Annotated in this window: 17 protein-coding genes; 5 read left to right on the plus strand and 12 right to left on the minus strand. The window is 52.4% G+C overall.

Annotation, left to right across the window (positions count from 1 at the left end):
* Window positions 1-206: 206 nt before the first annotated feature.
* The 3 genes from FBQ85_09875 to FBQ85_09885 are packed head-to-tail and all read left to right on the plus strand — an operon-like array spanning window position 207 to window position 2,362.
* Window positions 207-1,697: an aldo/keto reductase gene (locus FBQ85_09875; protein MDL1875455.1), complete on the plus strand. Its 1,491-nt coding sequence runs from the start codon at window positions 207-209 to the stop codon at window positions 1,695-1,697.
* Entirely contained in the window at window positions 1,685-2,164 is a 480-nt protein-coding gene (locus tag FBQ85_09880) for a tetratricopeptide repeat protein (protein ID MDL1875456.1), read from the plus strand. The genes FBQ85_09875 and FBQ85_09880 overlap by 13 nt, the downstream gene beginning before the upstream one ends.
* 6 nt (window positions 2,165-2,170) lie before the next feature.
* Complete coding sequence (locus FBQ85_09885; GenBank protein ID MDL1875457.1) at window positions 2,171-2,362, plus strand: hypothetical protein; 192 nt, start codon at window positions 2,171-2,173, stop codon at window positions 2,360-2,362.
* Between the two features lie 162 nt (window positions 2,363-2,524).
* Here the strand turns inward: FBQ85_09885 and FBQ85_09890 are convergent, their stop codons facing one another.
* The 3 genes from FBQ85_09890 to FBQ85_09900 form a co-directional block, all read right to left on the minus strand.
* The gene (locus FBQ85_09890; GenBank protein ID MDL1875458.1) at window positions 2,525-2,731 is read right to left on the minus strand and encodes a cold shock domain-containing protein; all 207 of its coding nucleotides are present in this window, start codon (window positions 2,729-2,731) and stop codon (window positions 2,525-2,527) included.
* A 166-nt stretch (window positions 2,732-2,897) separates the two neighbouring features.
* Window positions 2,898-3,851: a universal stress protein gene (locus tag FBQ85_09895; GenBank protein ID MDL1875459.1), complete on the minus strand. Its 954-nt coding sequence runs from the start codon at window positions 3,849-3,851 to the stop codon at window positions 2,898-2,900.
* A gap of 16 nt (window positions 3,852-3,867) precedes the next feature.
* A complete protein-coding gene (locus tag FBQ85_09900) occupies window positions 3,868-4,698 on the minus strand; it encodes a glycosyltransferase (protein ID MDL1875460.1) in 831 nt (276 codons plus the stop codon).
* 159 nt (window positions 4,699-4,857) lie between these two features.
* On the opposite strand from FBQ85_09900, the gene FBQ85_09905 reads away from it, so the two are divergent.
* On the plus strand, window positions 4,858-5,310 hold the full coding sequence (locus FBQ85_09905; protein MDL1875461.1) for a hypothetical protein: 453 nt from the start codon (window positions 4,858-4,860) through the stop codon (window positions 5,308-5,310).
* A 7-nt stretch (window positions 5,311-5,317) separates the two neighbouring features.
* Window positions 5,318-5,788, plus strand: coding sequence for a hypothetical protein (locus tag FBQ85_09910; GenBank protein ID MDL1875462.1), 471 nt, complete (start codon window positions 5,318-5,320; stop codon window positions 5,786-5,788).
* 138 nt (window positions 5,789-5,926) lie between these two features.
* Here the strand turns inward: FBQ85_09910 and lysA are convergent, their stop codons facing one another.
* From lysA to FBQ85_09955, 9 genes are all read right to left on the minus strand, one after another.
* The gene (gene lysA, locus FBQ85_09915) at window positions 5,927-7,198 is read right to left on the minus strand and encodes a diaminopimelate decarboxylase (protein MDL1875463.1); all 1,272 of its coding nucleotides are present in this window, start codon (window positions 7,196-7,198) and stop codon (window positions 5,927-5,929) included.
* A gap of 115 nt (window positions 7,199-7,313) precedes the next feature.
* On the minus strand, window positions 7,314-9,092 hold the full coding sequence (locus tag FBQ85_09920) for a hypothetical protein (GenBank protein MDL1875464.1): 1,779 nt from the start codon (window positions 9,090-9,092) through the stop codon (window positions 7,314-7,316).
* Window positions 9,093-9,409: 317 nt separating this feature from the next.
* Window positions 9,410-12,475: a hypothetical protein gene (locus FBQ85_09925; GenBank protein MDL1875465.1), complete on the minus strand. Its 3,066-nt coding sequence runs from the start codon at window positions 12,473-12,475 to the stop codon at window positions 9,410-9,412.
* A gap of 35 nt (window positions 12,476-12,510) precedes the next feature.
* Entirely contained in the window at window positions 12,511-13,689 is a 1,179-nt protein-coding gene (locus tag FBQ85_09930; GenBank protein MDL1875466.1) for an AI-2E family transporter, read from the minus strand.
* Window positions 13,686-14,255, minus strand: coding sequence for a cyclic nucleotide-binding domain-containing protein (locus FBQ85_09935; GenBank protein MDL1875467.1), 570 nt, complete (start codon window positions 14,253-14,255; stop codon window positions 13,686-13,688). Before FBQ85_09935 ends, FBQ85_09930 begins: the two co-directional genes overlap by 4 nt.
* 511 nt (window positions 14,256-14,766) lie before the next feature.
* Complete coding sequence (locus FBQ85_09940) at window positions 14,767-15,762, minus strand: alpha/beta hydrolase (protein MDL1875468.1); 996 nt, start codon at window positions 15,760-15,762, stop codon at window positions 14,767-14,769.
* Window positions 15,763-15,907: 145 nt separating this feature from the next.
* Window positions 15,908-17,110 (minus strand): GHKL domain-containing protein, encoded by a 1,203-nt coding sequence (locus FBQ85_09945; GenBank protein MDL1875469.1) that lies wholly within the window; start codon window positions 17,108-17,110, stop codon window positions 15,908-15,910.
* A 359-nt stretch (window positions 17,111-17,469) separates the two neighbouring features.
* Window positions 17,470-18,276 carry an inositol monophosphatase gene (locus FBQ85_09950; protein ID MDL1875470.1) on the minus strand — a complete coding sequence of 269 codons (807 nt, stop codon included), beginning with the start codon at window positions 18,274-18,276 and terminating at the stop codon, window positions 17,470-17,472.
* 35 nt (window positions 18,277-18,311) lie between these two features.
* Window positions 18,312-20,456, minus strand: a 2,145-nt coding sequence (locus FBQ85_09955) for an endonuclease MutS2 (GenBank protein ID MDL1875471.1), incomplete at its 5' end; no start/stop codon positions are given.

The following is a 20,456-nucleotide window of genomic DNA, read 5'->3' on the forward strand; positions in this document are numbered from 1 at the left end:
TTTATGTGTATGTCATCAAGACACCGCAAGCCGCCGCCAGCAAAAAACTGCTATTGCTGCGGTGAACTCGCCGCGGCATCTGCAAAGTTCGCTTTTCAGAAATGGCCTTTTTGCCGCTGATTTATACTGAAATGCACGGATTTCGGATTTTTTGACTGTGAACAATATCTGATGATGAGGTTCGCTTCTCGGTTGCCAGTGCATTCATGCCCCACGCCACTCCACAAGATACCAAAATTTATCACACCCGCATGGGCCTGCCGAAGCATGCGACGTGCTTGTTTGGCCGCGCCGGCTGGCAGGTTAGCCGCCTCGGTTTTGGATGTTACCGCATTGACGCCGTAACGCCGGCGCATGCCGAAGCGCTTGCCTTCGCCCTGCGCAACGGAATTAACTTGATCGACACGTCGACGAATTATGGCGACGGCGAATCCGAGAGTCTGGTTGGCCAGGTTCTGCAAGAGTTGATCGCCACCGGCGAAGTTCGCCGCGCCGAAGTCGTTATCGTCTCGAAAGCCGGATACGTGCAGGGCAAGAATCTCGCGCTGGCGCAGCAACGCGAGCGCGAGGGCCGCCCGTTTCCAGAAATGGTCAAATATATGGACAATTGCTGGCATTGCCTGCATCCTGACTTTCTGGCGGACCAGCTCGACCGCAGCCTGGAGCGGCTGCAACTTGACCGGCTCGCCGTTTTGCTGCTGCACAATCCCGAGTATTTTTTGTCGCACACCGTCAAACAACACGCCGAGCTGAACGCCGCAAAAGACGAATACTATCGCCGACTGGCCGCAGCTTTCGCATTTTTGGAGACACAGGTCGAGAGCGGTAAAATTTCATGGTACGGCATTTCCTCCAACACCCTCCCGCATCCCGCCTCGCATCCGGAATTTACTTCGCTGGAACGTGTTTGGAATATTGCCGCCCGCCTCGCGCCGCATTTTGGCGTGGTGCAGTTTCCCTTCAATCTTTTTGAAACCGGGGCCATGCGCGAGCGCAATCTAAACGCGGGCGCACAAACGGTGTTGGAATTTGCGCGCGCCCAAAATCTCGCAACACTGGCGAATCGCCCGCTAAACGCGATGCGCAGCGGCAGCATGACGCGCCTGGCTTCCTTTGAGACCATTTCATCACAACAAGCGGAAGAAATTTTCCCGCAACAACTTGCCGCGGTCGAACGCGACTTTGCCGCACGCATTTGTCCCGAGCTTGAATTCACCCATCGCCTGCAAAATCATGATCACATATTCGATTATGCCGCGCAGCTCGCCGGCGGTTTGCATGCGTTTCGCAATTGGGCGCATTGGGATTACGTTCGACAGTACTTGATCGAACCGCAAAGCGAGCGTGCGTTAGATTATTTGCGCCATCTGAGTAACAATGCGGCGCTTTGGCAAAGGTGGGAGGCAGAGTTTCGTTCGGCGCTGCACGCCGTGCTCACGACGCTGGCGCAGCAACACAGCGCGAGCGTTGCCGAAGCGTCAGAAAAAATTGCGGTGCAGCTCGACCATCTCGCGCCCGCATTGGCAACGACGCCGGCTTTATCACAGAAAGCCTTGCGCGTGCTCCTGCAAAGCGAGGGTCTGCACGCGGTATTGCTGGGCATGCGTCGACGCGCATATGTCGAAGACGCATTACACGCCCTGTGCGCCGAACCGATTCCGAATTTTTATTTCGATTTCAACCTATGGAACGACTGAGAGACGAGGCCTTGCGATTTTTTCGCATGGCCTATCAAATGCAAATGCGCGGCAACTTGGAGCAAGCCATCGCGCACTACAAAAGATCGCTTGAAATCGAGCCAACGGCCGAGGCGCACACGTTTCTCGGCTGGACCTACAGCATGATGGGGCGCCTGGATGAGGCAATTGCTGAATGCCGGCGCGCAATCAAACTCGATCCCGACTTCGGCAATCCCTACAACGACATTGGCGTGTATCTTATCGAAAAAGGCCAGATTGACGACGCTATTCCGTGGCTCAAAAGCGCCGTGGACGCGCTGCGCTATGAAAATCGCGAATTTCCTCATGCCAATCTCGGCTTGATTTACGAACGCAAATTGCTTTGGCCGCTGGCGCTGGTGTGTTATGAACGCGCGCTGGCGGTGCGGCCGGATTACTCGCTCGCGCGGCAGGCCGTGGAACGTTTGCGCGCAAATTTGAATTGAGGCAATATGACGACACAAGCGCTGTTGATTCTCGCGCTCGGCTGTTTGCTGCTCGGTGGGCTGTTGGCGTGGCTCTGGATTGATTTTTACCGCCGTAATCGCCGAATGCGAAACCCGTCGTTGGGCAGCTCGACGATGCAAGATGCTTCATTGAAACGCGCGCGCCCAAATGAAAAGGACATGAATCGGCGCACTTAACGCTGATTCATGTCCGTTCAAAACACCGTATTGGGGGCATAATGCTCCTGCAATGGCCTGGCGGTTGCCTTAACGGCTCAAGAGTTCCCTCCATCTCAATCAACGTCGGTCAGGAGTATTTTCAGACCGGCGCATTTTTTCCAGGGTGGTCAGGCAAAAATCTTATCTCATCAGCCGCACACGCACGGCGCGATCACCCTTCATTTCACGCTGAACATCAAATCCGACGCGTTGGCCGGGCTTGAGCTGGCGGCCGGGCACGCCCGCGTCCAAATCATTCGCGTGCACGAACAAATCCTCATCGTCATCGCTGGTAATGAAGCCAAAGCCTTTGGCGGGATCCCATTTTTTGACAGTGCCGTATTGCATGATCATCTCCTTTATCAGATGCTACGGTTTTTGTTTGCCGATGAAAAGATTGCCAGAAAATCTGAAAAAGCCGGGGGCTGAGCGCAAAGCTTCACAAACGCCCTGCGGGATGTCCCACGGAAGAATGCCTTCTTAAAATAACCACCTACGAGATGAATTATTTTATTCATTGCACAACATCCCGTTCGTGCAATTTCACCGCCAGCACGGGACAGGGCGCGTGCCGGATGACGCGGGCGGTATTGCCGCCAAGAAAGAAATCCTGCAGCCGGCTCAGGCCGCGTGTTCCCATCACGATCAAATCAATTTCATTGGCATCCGCAAAGGTGACGATCTCGTGATACGGCCGTCCGGTGAGCACGTGTGTTTGATAACGGCGCGGCCGCGACTCGAATTCGCCCAGCAAACGCTCCATTTCTTGATGCGACTGCGCCGTAAAATCTTGATTGAATTGTTCGGCGAGATCGATATTGATGGTATAATGCGCGGGATACACCGGCACATCAATCACATGCAAAACCTGCAAATGCGCGTCGAATAAATGCGCCAGGGCAACGGCATAACGCAGGGCTTTGGCGCTATCCGGCGAGAAATCCACCGGCGCAAGAATCTTGAGATACGGCATCACCTCGACCGCCTCAGCTGTCGGTGTGCGCGCCACCAGCACCGGGCAACCGGCATCACGCATCAAATCTTCTGCAATGCTGCCCATAATTAAATGGCTCAGGCCACTGCGGCCGTGCGTGCCGGCAACGATCAAGTCGATGTGATGATCGGCGGCAAAACGGATTATCTCTTCGCCGGGATGCGCGTTTTGGCGCAACTCGCGGCGCACGCGCAAACGCTGCAACGGCGCGAGACCGAAGCGTTCGGTGATCTCACCTTCGGCGAATTCTTCCAGCTCGTCACGCTCCGGATCCAGCTCGGGAAATTTCGGCTGCGCCGCGGCGGTCTTTTCCGTCAACACGTGCAACATCGTGAGCCGCGCATCGAAACGCTCGGCAAGCATCGCGGCATGCCCGAGCGCCGCGCTTGGCGGTTCGGCAAAATCGGTGGGAATCAAGATTTCACGAATTTGGATCATGTTGCGCCTCGTCGCCTTGATCAAAGATTCCAACATTTAGCTAAAATAGGTATCAGGAATGCCGCCTGCGCAATTCTTCATAATATGCCGCTTCAGCCAGTTTGCTGCGCTTGGCAAAACCCTGGGACAGAATTTGGCATTTTTGCGACAACATTGCAAGCGTTGCTTTGCGCCATTCGCCGTTCAGCCGATCGTCCGCCAGCATTTTCAACAAAGCGGCAACGCGATAACGGTCGCTCCCCCACTCGCTTTGTGAGAGTTGGTCGCCGTGCCCGCCGCGTTTAATGATCAATGGTTCGTCGATAAAACCGACTTCGACGCGCGCGGCGACCCGCAGCCATAAATCATAATCCTCACAAACCGGCAGATTCTCATCGAATACGCCAATCTCTTCGAATAACTCGCGGCGCATCAACACGGAGGAGGGGCTGATGATGCACCGCGGCAGGCAATACGGATAAATCCAGCCGCCGTATTTGCGGTGAATCAACTTCTGATTTACCCGCCGCCCGTGGCGAATCCAGATTTCGTTGGTGTAACACAGCAGCATGCCGGAATGCTGTTGCATCCACGCGAGCTGCTGCGCGAGTTTGTGCGGCGTCCACAAATCATCCGAATCCAGAAAGGTGATGAGGCGGCCGCGCGCCAGCCGGATGCCATGATTGCGTGCGGCAGACACGCCGCGATGCGCCTGAGAAATGTAGTGAATTTGTCCGCCAAACGCCGCACACATTTTCGCGGTGTCGTCGGTCGAGCCATCGTCAACGATCAATAACTCAAAATCGCGCGCGCTTTGCGCCAATACGGAAGCGATTGCTTCTCGCAAAAAAGCAGCGCGATTGTAGGTCGGAATGATGATCGACGTCAACGGAGCCACAGACATGACACAAAATAGGCAGACGCACATGCAATGTCAACTATTGTGTCGTGTGACAAGCGCAAAAAACAAGGCGTAAACCGAGAATGATATTGCGTACGGGTGAATTTTTAATTAAATTCCGTTAAATCAAAGGGATTTGGGAAATCATCGAGCCGGAAGGACATGAATTCTAAGCCGCTTTTTGCCGTATTGATGATTGCGTTGCTTGTTGGTTTTGGCAACTCATGTATATGTGTGACCGATCCTCCTCCCCATGCCCCCCCCGCCGACCCGTGCAAGGACTGCCCGCCGCAGCCGCCCTCCGGTGTTGGATGTCAGCAACCTGTTTACACACAAGGCCTGCCCGGACCAGATGAATATACCGTCATCGTCGGCGTTTTTGACAGCGAAGTAAGAGCACTGGGGCGCTCGCAAAAGCTGCGCGAGCAGCGCATTCACAATTATTGTTATCCGCAGAGCAATGGCTGTTGGGTCGTATCGGTGGGACGCTACTGGGAACAAGGCCCGGCGGAAAAAATGCGTAATGTTTTGATCAATGAGTTTGGCTATGAAAAAGCGCGGGTTCGCAAACCGGGAGACAAGGACGCCCCATGCCGCGAATCCAAACAGCGATAGGATCAGTATGATTTCAACATCTTGCTTTGCAAAATCCACTTTTTTGAAAGTTGGGTTGGTGGTTAGTTTGATTTTTCTAGTTGCCTGCACGGAACGCGGACAAAATCCCCCCTCCGTGCGCGATGGCGTCTCGGTGGGCGGGCCTGAGCCAACAATACCCAGCCAGCCTGGCCGGCCGCGCGAACCCTTGCCGGATGACATTGAACCGCCGAAAAGCCCGCTCGGCGAGCACGGCTATTCCGTGCTGGTCAATGCCTTTGACAACCAGCTCGACGCCGACCATCTCTCCTTTCAACTGCGCATGCAACGCATCAATAATATGGTTTATTTATATGGCGACGAATGGCGTGTCTGCGTTGGGGTGTATGCCACGCGCGGGCGTGCGCGCCGCACCCTAAAACAGGTTCATGAAAAGGGCTTCACCACCGCGCGCGTTATCGGACCCGGGGATGACGGCGTTCCGCCGCCGAGAGAATGATTTTTTCTGTTGTAGCCCGCCGCGCGAAAGAAACAATATCGCACCAAGCGTGTTTGTCTGCAAAAACAAACTCCCGCATAAAATCAAATCGGTTTATGGCGGGAGTTCGTTGGCGGTTAAACGATTCACACGCTTTGTTCAAGCTTCCCAAATCGTCTCGAGCTTTTGCCGCGGGCGCGAAACATGTATTTCATCGCCGTCAACAATCACTTCCGCGGGGCGCGGGCGCGCATTGTAGTTCGAACTGAGTGAAAAACCGTAAGCGCCCGCCGTCATCACCGCCAGCAGATCTCCGCGCCGCATCAGCGGCAACATCCTGTCCTTCCCCAAAAAATCTCCGGATTCGCAAATCGGGCCGACGACATCGTAGGTTTGCATCTTGCCCGGCATCAAATCTACCGGCGCGATTTGGTGATGCGCTTGATACAAACTCGGCCGGATCAAATCCGACATACCGGCATCGACGATTACAAATTTCTTGCCCTGCGCTTCCTTGGTATACAACACGCGTGTAATCAACGCGCTGCTGGAGGCCACGAGCGCGCGGCCCGGCTCGAATAAGATCTCGCTGTCAAAATCTTTGAGCGGCGCCATTAATAGTCGCGCGACTTCCGCCGGCGAAAGCGCCAAACCCGCCGCCGGCTCGGTGTTCGGAGCAAGGCGCAAAGCATTTTCATAAATCACGCCCAGGCCGCCGCCGAGATCGAGATAATCCAGGCGATGCCCCAGCGCGATGGCTTGCGCCGCAAGTTCAGCCATGACTTTGCCGACGCTTGCGAAAGAAGCGGTTTCAACGATTTGCGAGCCGATGTGCATGTGCAAGCCCGCGAGACGAACATGGGAAATATTTTTGATCTCGGTTAGTAATGCTTGCGCGCGCGGCAATTCGATGCCGAATTTATCCGCCTGCCGGCCCGTGGAAATATACGGGTGGCCGTGAATGTCAATGTTCGGATTTATGCGCAAGGCCACCGGTGCAACACAATTTTGCTGGCGCGCGATGTCGTTAATCACCGCCAGCTCAGCGTCGGATTCGACATTGAAGCCGCGAATGCCCGCCTGCAGACCCGCGAGAATTTCGTCGTCGCGTTTGCCGACGCCTGCAAAGACAATGCGGCTGGCAGGAATACCGGCCTTGAGCGCAAGCTGCAATTCGCCGGCGGAGACGACATCTGCGCCCGCACCCCACGCGGCAAAATCGCGCAAAATATCGGGATTCGAATTCGCCTTCAGGGCATAACAAATGCAATGGCGCTGCGCACCAAACGCCGCATCAATCTCGTGGAAATTTTCGCGGTAGGTGCGACGGCTGTAGAGATAGAACGGGGTTTCTATTTTTTGCGCCAACGTTACAATTGACACATCTTCACAGCGCATGCGGGAGTCACCAGCATAATAAAAATGAACCATGTCTGCCTTTCTTTAGATAAACCACATTGCAATTGCCGCATCGCTTGCTCACAAGACGGCCCGAAGAACATGTGAAACACACACCTGCCAATGCATTTTAGCTACAAACACCCGGTCACGGCAACACCAAATCGTTTCCTTCGTTCGGCCAGCGTGAGCGCACTTTTATTGTATCGGGCCAAACATGATAGCGTTCCGCCGGCGCGAAGGGAAACGGCATGCCGGCATCGAAGCGGCCGTTATGATTCGCATCGCGGAAGCCGCTGATCTCATACAGCCCGGGCAAAATGCCGGGAAACGAATATCCGCCCGGCGCGCTTGCCGTGGTGCTGTATTCGATCTTGCTGTCAAACTGCCGGGCTTTGAGATGAATAAGGCCGCTGGCCGTTGAATCCGCGTCTGCAATCGCGCCGCTGATCGAGGCCAGCGTATCCGCGTTCAACGTCCAAAAGGTGATTTGCCTGGTCGTATCAAACAGCGCATTGCCGTTCCAGTCAAACAGCGAGTCAGCATTGATTTTAATCTCATAGCGGCAACGGCTTTTCCAGTTCGGTTGCGGCGAAAAGCGAAATTGCAGTGGATTCACCCACTCGGCAGCGCCAGCGGCACGCGCCCCGCTGGTGTCTTGCACGACTAATGGAGAAAAGGCGCTGTCGGTTTTCATCATTTCCGAAAAAAACAGAACGATCGGCGCATCGAGACTAAGATCGCGCGTGCTATCGGCAATTGAAATCTTGACGAGACGCGGGCGAATCGTGTCCGGTTGCGCCGCGCCCTCAAAATCTATCGCGCCACGTGCGGAATCAATCATGAGACCGGCGTCATCAAGAAGCGAATCCGCTGTTGCGAAATAAGGCATGGCTTGCATCGGCGCTGTGAGAGCAAGGATTTGCGCGCCGTTGAGCGGATGTGGATACGCCGCAAACACCGGCAACGGCTGCTGTGTTTCTTTCTCAAAAATCTTCAAACGATTCATCCATTTGGAGGAATGCGGCGACACCGCCTCGTCAAAACGCCATTCGACTTGATTGGCTGAAATGGCGGTCACGGCTGAGAGCGCGGGCGCAAGTGTGTCTTCTTGCATCAATCGAAAGCGCAGCGCCAGATTGTTGCGATAATTTTGATCAATGATAACATCGTTGGTCGCGATGCCAATCAACTCGTCGCCGCGCGTGTACAACCGGTCGCCGTCGCGATCTTGCAGAGCAAATACGCGGTAACGCCCGGGCGCAAGATAGGACAGTGAAAAAGTTTTTGCCTCGCCCACCTGCGTGTAGTAATCTGCCGCTGTTTTGGCGGGGTTGGGCTCCTGTCCCTCCGTCAGAATATAAGCCATCACCAACAGGCCTGCGGCTTTATCATCGAAAATGCGGCCCTTGATTTCGCCGCGATCGAGCGTGTCGCCGGTGGAAAATGCCAGCGCAAACGATTCTTTCATGTTGACGCCGTGCCGGTCGCGTACGCCGGTGCCAACGGTTACGACATACGTGCGCTGTTCGCGCAGAGAATCCGGTAAAATGACATCCACCGTTTTGCCGCGCCACTTGAATTGCAATTCCGCATCTTCTTCGGAGCGCGCGGGGTTGGGAGTAATGAAGATCGCGTCTTCAAAACTTTTGCGATTGAGAGGTTCACTGAAGGTAAACGAGAGCCGGGTAGCGCGGCTGACACGCGTGGCATCCGATTCGGGAGCGGTGCTGAGAATCCGGGGGGGAATGTCATCCACCGGCCCGCCCGGGGGCGAACCGGTTTTGGCGCAGTTGAAAAAAAGGAACAAAACGAAAACTGCCGCGCACGAGTTCAGCCATTTGAAATTGTATCGCCTGGACCTCGTCATTCCGCAGGAATCTTGTCTCGCACTGGCTATTCTCATTATTTTTATATTTTGACGCATGCTCAAGAAGACTCTTCCGAAACGACATAAGCCGGACACCGAAAATTCGAAACACAAAATCCAAATTTTGCTTTGAATTTGAACGTTTGATTTCGAATCCTTTGTTGAAAAAGCAAAGATTTCACTTGCAATGGCCCAAACAAGTCTTTCAGACAAGCTAAAAACTTGGCCCTTCGGGTAGTCCCCAAATTTTTCAACGGATTGAAAAACCCAACGGTTGAGATTTTATCGGTTGGGTTCTTCAATCCGTTGAAAAAAAAGTTAAAATCTTTTTCTAAGTTTGAATCGTCCTTAAAAGAAAGGACAAATAAAGTCAATCACTTTGAATTTTTTACATAACGAAACCCAAAAGCGCTGTCTCGCATATCAGCCCCCTCAAAGTAACGGATTGCGCATGCGGTATTAACAGGATAAAGACTCCATACGCCACCGCGCAATATGCGAAATTTTTGCCCTGACAGATTTTCTCGATAATCAAAGTGATAGGGATACTCTCGATATTCGCTTTGACACCATTCCCAAATATTGTTAACCATGTCTCGCACACCGTAGGGGCTATCATCTGGATAAGCACCAACCGGCAGGTTACGCTCGACCATTCTTTCAAAATTAATCAACATATCATCATATTCATTGCCCCAGGGAAAGAAAAGCTTGATTTGTTTATACCAACTCCAACTTGCAGCTTTTTCCCATTCTGCTTCTGTTGGTAACCGAACATATTCGTTTTGATCCAGCTTTCCCTCGTTACGCCATTTGTATGTAAGCCAATTACAGAATGCCACAGCCTCATACCAACTCACCCCTAGTACGGGTAAGTTATCAACGTTCCAGCGAGGATCAAGTCGAGAAACAGGATGCTTTTCTTTTAAACTTCTGCGAAATCTTTCTGCTTCCGTAGAAAAACCCCACCATCTGATCTCATGGTAGCCGCCACTTGTAACGAAATCACGAAAAAGTCGATGAGTCACCGGGTATTTGCTAACAAAAAATGAAGGCACATCAATGACATGTTGTGGCAAGGCGTTTTCAAATAATTTACGGGAATGCGTACCATATTTTTGTTCAATCCATATTAATTCACTTTCAGTAATGCCTATCAGAGATTCTCCACCCGGTATTTCAATGAGTTCATCTAAATTCCGAGGATCTCCAAGGCGATTAAGGATTTCTCCTGCCTTAACCCGATAGTTTGCACCAACCTCTTTTGCGTCAAATATTGCGAGCAAGCTTTGTAAGACTTTTTGCTTTGCCTTAACTTGGAAATTTAAATCCAGAAGGCATTCGCCGGCAAGAAGAGCCTGATAGCCAGCACGATTGCACTCTGGCATGGTTAGAATTTTTTCAAGCATATTTGACGCATCTCGACTATATGCGCCCCCAACTGCTAACCGTATGACTTCTTTCCAATTCTCACGATTTCCATTTTTTTGCAACCAAGTATCGCGATCTATGCTTTCACTTTCCATTAAGGCACGACCCGCTAAATATTCTTCAAATGTTAGATGTAAAAAGCCAAAGAGATTTTCACCTTTTTCCTGCAGCAATCCACAACTTTCAACCATAATCCTCAAAAAATCATCTGCGGCGTGTTTACGACTAATGAGATTGTTGTTTTCCAAAGGTAAGTACTTCGCTATTTGATCGCGTAGATCACTGCGGTCAACTAATCCACCAGAGGTTGTTTCATGCATCCATAAGGCCACCGGCCCAAGTATTTCGACAACCAAACGTTCATCAATACGTTGATTGCCTAAGTACAAATCCAATGGGCAACCAATTGCATTTTCTGAACGTATTTTATTCCAAGTTTCAGCCAGTGCTTGTACACAAAGTTTATACAAATCCACTCGACGCTCTGGTAAACGAACGTTTTGATGATGAATCAGTGCGAGAATTGTAATCATCAATGGATTAACGGCAAGACGTTTAACTTCTGGCATAGCAAAAATAGTTTCAATTAAACTATCAGAGTACTGCCGGGCTTGTAGTTGGATATCAGCTTCTTTATTAACCCCAGCCATTTCAAATGCTAAGCTCCATTGATGGACAAAACGGCACACCTCATCATCATTAAAAGGTAATACCGTACAATGGCGGAAAGGGGGTCCGAGTCTAGCACGATCATAGCCAGCTAGGCGTGAAGTAAAAATAAAACGATTGAGAGGATAACTCTTGAGCATGTCATTCTCTACTTGCCTTAAAATCGCCAATCGGATTTCCCAATTTTGAACTTCATCAAGGCCATCAAGCAAAACGAGTGCATAACTGTTCTCGAAGGCATGGTTGAAGAGTATGCTAAGATCAGGAAGGCTATGGCGTTCTTGATAATACTTCGGTATAAAAGATTGCAATGTTATCATATTGTGCCGGGTAAGCGCTTGGGCATAGGCTGAGATTGGCAAGAAAATGGGCAAATACTGGGATCCTAAGCCAATATAGCTTTCTGACTCATTCGTCGCAAAAAGAAGTGAAATGTATTTTAATGTTGTGCTTTTGCCTGAGCCGGGATCTCCAAGTATTACAAGATAAGGATTTTCACGCACCAATTGGTGTAGAAGAATACGTTTTTGTTTTTCAATTTGAATACGCGCCAACCCCTCTATATCCTCCATTTTTTCAAATTCTTGTAACTTTTGGATTGCGTTTTCTTCAGTGTCTAACATGCCGGAAAGAGGTACAAAAATGTTACGTAATGGTAGTTTTACAATATTTTTTATCTGGGCTATGCCCCGAAAGTCTATTTCACCAAAACGATTCAGAAGATGATTCAGGTAAATGTTCCGCAGGGTGTTAATATTTGGAGGCGGGGGAGCAAGGGCGGCTACTAAAACTTCTAAATGCTTAACGATTTGTGAAGTGTCGCTGGAAAGATTAAATGTTGCAGACGAAATCTCTCGCAAGCGTTGATAACTGAGTAATTCTCGCCAATCTTGGCTGCTTTGCGCAAGTTCCATTTCGAGATGACGAAAAAACTCAGAAAAATCCTCATCTGCTTGTTGCCAACGATAGTCTGAGCTCGGTAAAGTACAGTTCTGGGCAAATCTGTCAAGTAACTCAGGTAGATGGTTGCGACTCCAATAGTTCCGGAACAGATAAGCACTCGCTGCCTCTGTAAAAAGCTCATGAGCTTCGGGAGAAGTGTAATGTTGGCCGATACAATTCAGAAACTGAAATAGTCGAACATGTGCGTCATATTCCTTTTCAAGACGCGACATGGTAACGGATAAGGCTTGGTTAAAATCTTCTTGCAATTGGCCTTTTGAAGTCCGCAATTTCTGCAAAAGTTTTTTGGTTGCATTGGTGAGCGCCGCAGTCGTAACACTGCCCAGCAACTCAAAGACGGCCTCGATGACAATAGTACTGAGTATAGAAGGAACCATCGTCTACCTTGATCGTTGATCAATATAACCTAACTTCACTCACTCAGCCGATAATTCTTCACACCCCACACAATGAGTTGCACCGTCACCTTCATAATACTCGCCACCGGCACGGCCAGCAGCATGCCCCACATGCCCAGCAAGCTGCCGCCGATCAATATGACGACGATAATGGCGAGCGGATGCAGCTCCACGCTGCGCGTCGTGACATATGGCGATATGAAAATATTCTCGATCAATTGAATCGCCGCGAACGCGATAACAATGGCCAGCACGAGATTGAATGAGCCAGTGTGAATCAGCGCGATGGCAATCGCCGGCACGGCGCCTACGATCGGGCCGAAATACGGAATGATGTTCGCAATGCCCGCGAGTATGCCGATGAAGAAAAAATACGGCACTTGCAAGAGATAGAGCGCGAGAATCGACAGCGCCGCAACCGCGGCAGCCACCACCATCTGGCCTTGCAAATAGCGGCTTAGTTGTTCGGTCATTTTATGGAGGATGAGCAGCGCCATCTCGAAGTAACGATTGGGAACGCCGGCGATCAATACTTTCTTGAGGCGGCGACCGTCTTTAAGCAGAAAGAAAACCATGAAAGCCACCAACACGGCGTTGGGCGCGGCAGAGAACAGGCCGAGCATAAAATCGAATGCATTCTGCATGAAATGGGTGAGCATGCCTTGCAATTGCAGACCCAGCTTCTCGTCGATGGCCGGGATGCGCAACAACGGAATCTTGTCCGCAAGATCGGTTTTAAGGCGGTCGATGATTTCCACCGAGGCTTGCGCATCCGTGGCCGCGCCGAGCGACGCAATTTCCTGAGAAATCACCGGCGCCAGAATGCGCACCAGAATGACGCTGAGTAAAATCAACAAAACGAAAACAGAGAGGATGCCGGTCAGGCGGGGCACATCGCGATTCTCAAGAAACGTGACGAGGGGATCCAGCACAGCCGTGAGCAGCAACGCTGTGGCCAGCATGGACAGGACGGGCGTCACGCGCGGCAACAGCCAGATCAAACCGGCAAAAAAAGCCAGCGCCACACCCCAATGAAAAATGCGGCGCAACAGCTTGCGATCCACCACCAGCACCATCTTGGTGTCGACCGGCGGCAGACCGGATAACACTGGCGCAGTTTTGGGAGGTTGCGGCCGCTGCGGCCGGAAGATCGGCTCCCGCGCGATTTTTGCAGCATCTTTCGCCGGCGTCATACGATTACATCCGACCGGTCAAGCTGAGCGCGCAGATTTTGGATTTCGGAATTGGTTTGCTTCAGTCGTTCGCCGATGATGAGCGCCAATTGGAAGAGGAATTTGTTTCCGAGGCGCGGCTTGCGTTCGAGCAGGCCGAACAAATCCGGGCGAAACAAACCGATGATTTGCGAGGGCGCTTCGGCAATCGCGGAGGCGGAACGCGGGCTTTCGTCGAGCAGGGCAAGTTCGCCAAAAAATTCGCCGTCGTGCAACACCACCAACGTTTCACGCACCTCGTTGCGGCTGTGCTTGCAAATCGTCACCGCGCCGCGTTGAATGATGTACATGCCCACGCCCGGCTCGCCCTCCCAGAAAATCGTTTCGCCGGCCTTGAATTGGCGTTGATGAATAAGCTTTTCGAATTCGCGCAGCTCGCCGTCGGTCATGTTGGCGAATAACGGCACTTGCCGCAGCGTGCTCAGAATATCTTCTTCGGAATTGTTTTTGCGTTTGAAGATGTTGCCCCACAGCGAGTTTTTCATGCTGGGGCGAGGCGCACCATTTTCACGATTCATCGGCTTCACAACGTTCCACGTATCGGTAAGAGAGGTGAATTTATGTCAAAATTGTTACAACACCTATTGCTGCTGCAATTTCGGAAAGCAATATAGATAAGCCGCCTGCTTGAGTCAAGATGTTTATCGCCTCCCGTGCGATCGCGCGAACATATCATCGTAAGTTTGCCGAAATGATGCGGAAACGCGCATAGCCGCTATCTGGCAAATGATGAAAGAGGTTCAATTGATTCGAGGGAAAAATGGAGAGCAACCTCGGCTTCGGAGATCTGTTGCAAAACTTCAACGTCACCGGCGCTAATCATTCATCATATAAATGCCTACACCGATTTTCAGACAAGCTGAAAATCGAGGTGTTTCGAGCAGCTTTGAAAACTTCGTCCACAGAACTGGAACTGCCACAGAAAGAAAAAGCCTTTTCAGTGGGATTTCATTTCAGTGGGCGAAACACTTTCAGAATTTTATTCTAACCTTGAAGAGCTAATTGGCGTAGCCCCGCAATCTCCCGTGAAATCCTTCCCTATCTGCTTGTCGCCTCGAGTGAAGCTTGAGCAGCAGCCCCCGGCGTGTTTTGCCCAAAATGCGCGGCAAGAAAATCTAGAACTTCTTTTTCATACAGTGCCTGATCAGTACGAAAAGCAGCGCCGTGACGCGCGCCGGCGACCTGTACAAATTTTTTGCGTGTGCTTTTGGCGTGATCGTAAAGCTGTTGCTGTATCGCCAGCGGCATGCGCTCGTCCTTGTCGCCCGCGATAAACAGCAGCGGCCGGTCGCCGATCTTATCGAGCGCGATCAGCATGTCAAAATCTTCGTTATCAAAACCCACCAGCATGCGCGTGAAGAGGATGATTTCATCCGCCAGTGGAAAACGCGGCAAACCGAAAAACAGCTTGGCATGATGCGCGATAGTATTTTCAAACGAAAGGAAACAGCTATCGAGAATCAACCCGGCAATCTCCGGTGATTCTGCCGCGGCGAGCATGCTGGCAGCCGTGCCCATGGAAACGGCAAACGCAACAATCGGCTTTTTGATCTGCAGGCTATCGCGCACGAAATTGATGGCAGCCAAAACGTCAAGGCGTTCGAGATAACCCATGCTGCACAGCTCGCCGCCGCTGTCGCCATGCCGCCGAAAATCCAGCACCAGGCCGGCATAGCCGAGCTTGCGAAAATGGCAGGCGCGCTCGACCATCTCAAGCTTTGAACGAAACAAACCGTGACAATAAATCAGAACAGCGGAAGAAGAATCTGCCGGCAACCACCAGCCGCTGAGCGGGGTGCCGTCGCTTGCCGTGAATTTGACGGTTTGATAGGCAACCCCAAAATCTTCCGGCGTGGCCACGACTTCATATTTGAGCGGGCGCGATTTTGCGTGGGTGAGCAACCACGAAAGCCCAAAGGGAATGACAAAGAAGATCACTACGATAATCAGAATTCCCAGGGTCATGAGTATGCGCCGCAGCCAAATGCGCCAGCGAGGCGCCGTTTTTTGAAGGGAAGATTGGGAGTTTGTCATCGCCAAAATTCTACGTTGGTTTGCTTGAGAATTTACATTCAGGTTTTATAATGCTCAGTCACGCCTTGTTTATGGCGGAATCATGCGCGATTCGTGATGTTGGCCATCGCTCGACAGCCTTGTTTATTGCTGAACGCCGCGAAAATCATAGCATAATTCGCATAGTCGTGCCCTCGCCGACGCGCGATTCCTTGACGAAAAGCTTGCCGCGATGGTATTCTTCCACGATGCGTTTGGCCAGGCTCAAGCCCAAGCCCCAGCCGCGTTTTTTGGTGCTGAATCCCGGGCGAAAAATGTTTTTGCGGTCGGCAGGCTCGATGCCCTTGCCGTTGTCGCTGATATCGATGAGCGCGTGTTTGCGCTTGTGCGTGGTCGCATGCAGGAAAATCGTAATTTCGCCGTGATCATTCTCAATGGCGTCGATGGCGTTCTTGATTAAATTTTCCAGCACCCATTCGAACAAATCGCGATTCAACGGTACTGGCGGCAACGCTTCTTTTTTAATCTCGATCTTTACGGCGCGCCGCATCTGCGGCAAACGGTTGCGGAAGTATTTGACCACATCTTCCACAATCGCCGCGAGATCCTGTTCTTTCAAGTCGGCGCGCGATCCGATTTGCGAGAAACGCGAAGCCACCTTGTTCAAACGCTCGACATCGCGTTCCATTTCCTTGATGGTATCGTGACCGCCGTTGGCCGTGATCTGGCTTTTGAGCAACTCGATCCAACCCAGCAGCGAGGAAATCGGGGTGCCGAGCTGGTGCGCGGTTTCCTTCGACATGCCCACCCAGATAAATTGCTGCTCACCGCGACGAATGCTGTTGAACCCAAGAAAGCCGACGAGAATAAACAAGCCGATCACACTGAGGGCAATGAACGGCAGGCGCTGCAATTGTTGAATGAGCCGGGAATCGCCATAATAAAGATAATTGAGCGTATCGACTTTGCCGCTGACTTGATCTTGATAGGTGATGGGCACGGGATCGACTTCGCGTTTCATCGCGGCCATGATTTCGCGTACCTGCCGGCGGCTGGTTTCAGAGTAGATGGAATCTTGCGGCACGTCGATGCCCTCCCATCCGATTGGCTCGCCGTCCGGCGCTGCGAGAATGATGGGAAAATCCGTGCGATTGATGATCACATCAAAAATGAAATTGAGATCGCTGTCGCCGGGATCATTCACCACGCGCGCATGCAACTGCGCGTAAAACAAAATAATGTTACGCGCCTCTTGCCGCAGGCCGTTGACGATGTTTTGCGTGTGCCACAGCAACGTAACGATAATCACGAGGGCGGCGACAAAAAGCAGGCCTTTGATGCGGCCGACAATGCGGTAAGGGGCGATCATTTTTGATGAACATCCAAATCAACAAATTCACGGCGCAAACAATTTCAACCGGCAGAATTGCGAACATGCTACTGAAAACAGCGCCCTTCTTCACCGTGTCATGGCAGGGATCATGTGAGCCTGGTGTGCTGTTACCTTGAAAAGTATATCCCACACTGTATGTCATCCAGAAGGGGACTGGTGAAGTTGCAGGCATTATGCCGAGTACTTCACAAGATTCATCTGACATTTCGAGCGGGTACTTCTACAAATTAAGGTGACAGTCCACTAGCCCGGGTACTTCACAAGCTCCCTACTGAATGACAAATAAAAATATTCCGGCAAATGAATGTGAACGTACGCTCGCAACGATTAAAAGATCAATACCTGCCGCCATTCTCTGCGACAATACGCTGCATCAACTCATGCACCCTGCCGTTGCTGGCCACGACATTTCCGGTTTCCCAAAAATTTTCATGTGACGTGAAACCACTCACTTTGCCGCCCGCTTCTTCAATCAACAACACACCCGCGGCAAAATCCCAGGGATTCAAAATATATTCCCAAAAGCCGTCAAAGACGCCGGCAGCGACGTAGGCCAGATCAAGGCTTGCCGCGCCCATGCGGCGCAAGTCCCGCGCCTGTTCGAAAAACGCATTGAACATGCGTAAATACGGCGGAACAAGTCGCTTGTCGCGGAACGGAAAACCGGTGGCGATCAAGCAATCTTGCAAGCGCGTGCTGCTGGAAACCTGTAATTTTCTTCCGTTACGAAAAGCGCCTGCGCCGCGCATTGCGGTGAATTTTTCCTGGCGCAGAGGATCGAACACGACGCCCGCGACTATTTCACCGGCTTGCCGCGCGGCAATTGAAACGGCGAAACACGGCACGCCGTGAATATAGTTGGACGTGCCGTCGAGCGGGTCGATAATCCATTCGATCTCCGCGGCAGCAAAGCCCGATTTGCCGCCTTCTTCTGCAAAGATTTTATGCTGCGGGAAATGTTGAAGAATGTGCGCCACAATCGCCTGCTCGGATTTTCGATCCACTTCGGTAACGAAATCGGCTTCTGCTTTGTGATCAATTTGCAGCGCCAGCCGGTCGCGCCAGCGCGCAAGCAAAATCTGCCCCGCAATATCTGCGGCCTCACCGGCGATTTGCAGGAGTTGTTCGTTGGTGGTATTCATGATTCACACAATTCCGACGGATGATCCGCTTTCTCTTACGCCAGTTCCACGACGGTCACGCCAATATCGCCTTCGCCGAACTGGCCCATGCGCGCGCTTTTCACATGCGGCAAGGTTTTGAGATATTCGGTAATACTCTGCCGCAGCGCGCCCGTGCCTTTGCCGTGAATCAGCCGGACTTCATTCCAACCCGCAAGCAAGGCATCATCCAAAAACTTGTCAACCATGGCCAGAGCTTCTTCGACCCGCATCCCGCGCAGATCGATTTCCGCGTGGCGCGCAGCCTCGTGCACACTTGCTTGCGGAAGCGAGCCGGCTTCGGTTTTTGTGTTCTCGGTAACCGCGCGCAATTCTGCTGCCGGCACACGCGCGCGCAACACGCCGGCGGCAATCAAGACTTTGTTGGTGGAATCCGGCAATTCCAGCACGGTGGCCCGGGCATTTTGTTTCAGCCATTTCACCGGCATGCCGATTTCAAATTTGGATATGGCCGGCTCTTCGGCAGCCGGCGCGGGCAACTCCGCGGCGCGCGTTTCCCGCTCGACGTGTTCACGCACCGCAGCCAGATTTTCTTTGGCAGATTTGATGGCCTCGCGCGCGGCGTTTGTTTCGCGAATCTCGCGCACGGCATTTTCGATGATGGCATTGGCATTTTGCAGCAGCGCTTCGGCTTCGGCGTGCGCCTTCTTTTTGATCTCCTGCACCTGCGCCTTCAACTGCCGCTCGCGCTCTTCATACAATTTTTGCAAACCGCGCAAGCGCGTTTCTTCGAGTTGGAGTTTCTCGTTGATCTGCTGCTGCTGTGCCAGCTTGTTTTGCAGCTCATTGAGCAATTCTTCGACATTGACTTTCTCCACGCCCACCAGGTTGCGCGCAGCCTCAATCACCGGACGCGCCATGCCCATGCGCGCGGCAATCTCGAAGGCATAACTCGCGCCCGGCAAACCGGGCCGAAAGTGATACGTCGGCGTGAGCGTCTCTTGATCAAACGCCATCGAGCCATTGCTCACGCCCGGCTCATTTTGCGCAAACGTCTTCAATGCGCCATGATGCGTGGTCACGATCGTCAGGCATCTACGCGCATTCAATTCCTGCAAAATTGCGACAGCCAGCGCAGCGCCCGCTTCGGGATCAGTGCCCGCGCCGATTTCATCGACGAGCACGAGGTCGCCGGTTTGCGCATGACGCAGAATTTCAACAAGCCGCTTGGCGTGCGAGGTGAAGGTCGAAAGATCGTCTTCAATCGACTGGCGGTCGCCAATGTTGACGAAAATATTTTCGAACAACGGCACTTCGCTGTCAGGCGAAGCGGGAATATGCAAACCGCAGCGCGTCATCAGCGCGAGCAGGCCCACGGTTTTAAGCGCCACGGTTTTGCCGCCGGCATTAGGGCCGCTGATGAGCAGCGTGTGCAGGGGTTGCGGCGCGGCGGGCGCGGTGAAACCCAGCTCCAAATTCAGCGGGATAACTTTACCGCGGTTCTCGTTCTTCAGCAGCAACAGCGGATGGCGCGCCTCGAGCAGTTTGAGTTTGGCCTCCGGCTGGACTTGCGGCGCAGACGCGCCCAACTCGCGCGAGAATTTGGCCTTGGCATGAATCACGTCAAGCGCGATCATGATCGTGTGATTGGTTTCGAGCGCCGGTAAAACCTGCCGTAACCGTTCAGAGAGCATCATTAAAATACGCTCGATTTCCTCGCGTTCGGCGCTTTGCAGCTCGCGCACGCGATTGTTGATTTCCACCGATTCCATCGGTTCGAGAAAAACCGTGCGGCCGCTGGCGGAGTGATCGTGTACCAGTCCGGGAACGCTGCGGCGATATTCGTCTTTCAGCATCAGCACAAGACGGCCTTCGCGCAAGGTAATCATTTGCTCGCGCAGCATCTCCTGCGCCGCGAGTTTTTTCGCAATACGTTCCAGGCGTTCGCGCACTTCGGCAAGCGCGCGGGTGATGTCTTTACGCAAGCGCGCCAGCACCGGGCTGGCGGAATCTTTCACTGTGCCTTCGGTAAAATGCAGGGCGTTTTCGAGCGCGCGTTCGTGTTCTTGCAGGCTGGTCAACTGTTGTGCGCTTTTGAAAAGTTCCGGATATTTCTCGCGGCGGGCAAGCACAAATTGGCGCACCCGGCGGGTGGTTTCGCTGAATCGCGCGACATCGATCAACGCGGCGATGTCAAGACT

The sequence above is a fragment of the Cytophagia bacterium CHB2 genome (assembly GCA_030263535.1).
Taxonomy (GTDB): Bacteria; Zhuqueibacterota; Zhuqueibacteria; order Zhuqueibacterales; family Zhuqueibacteraceae; genus Coneutiohabitans.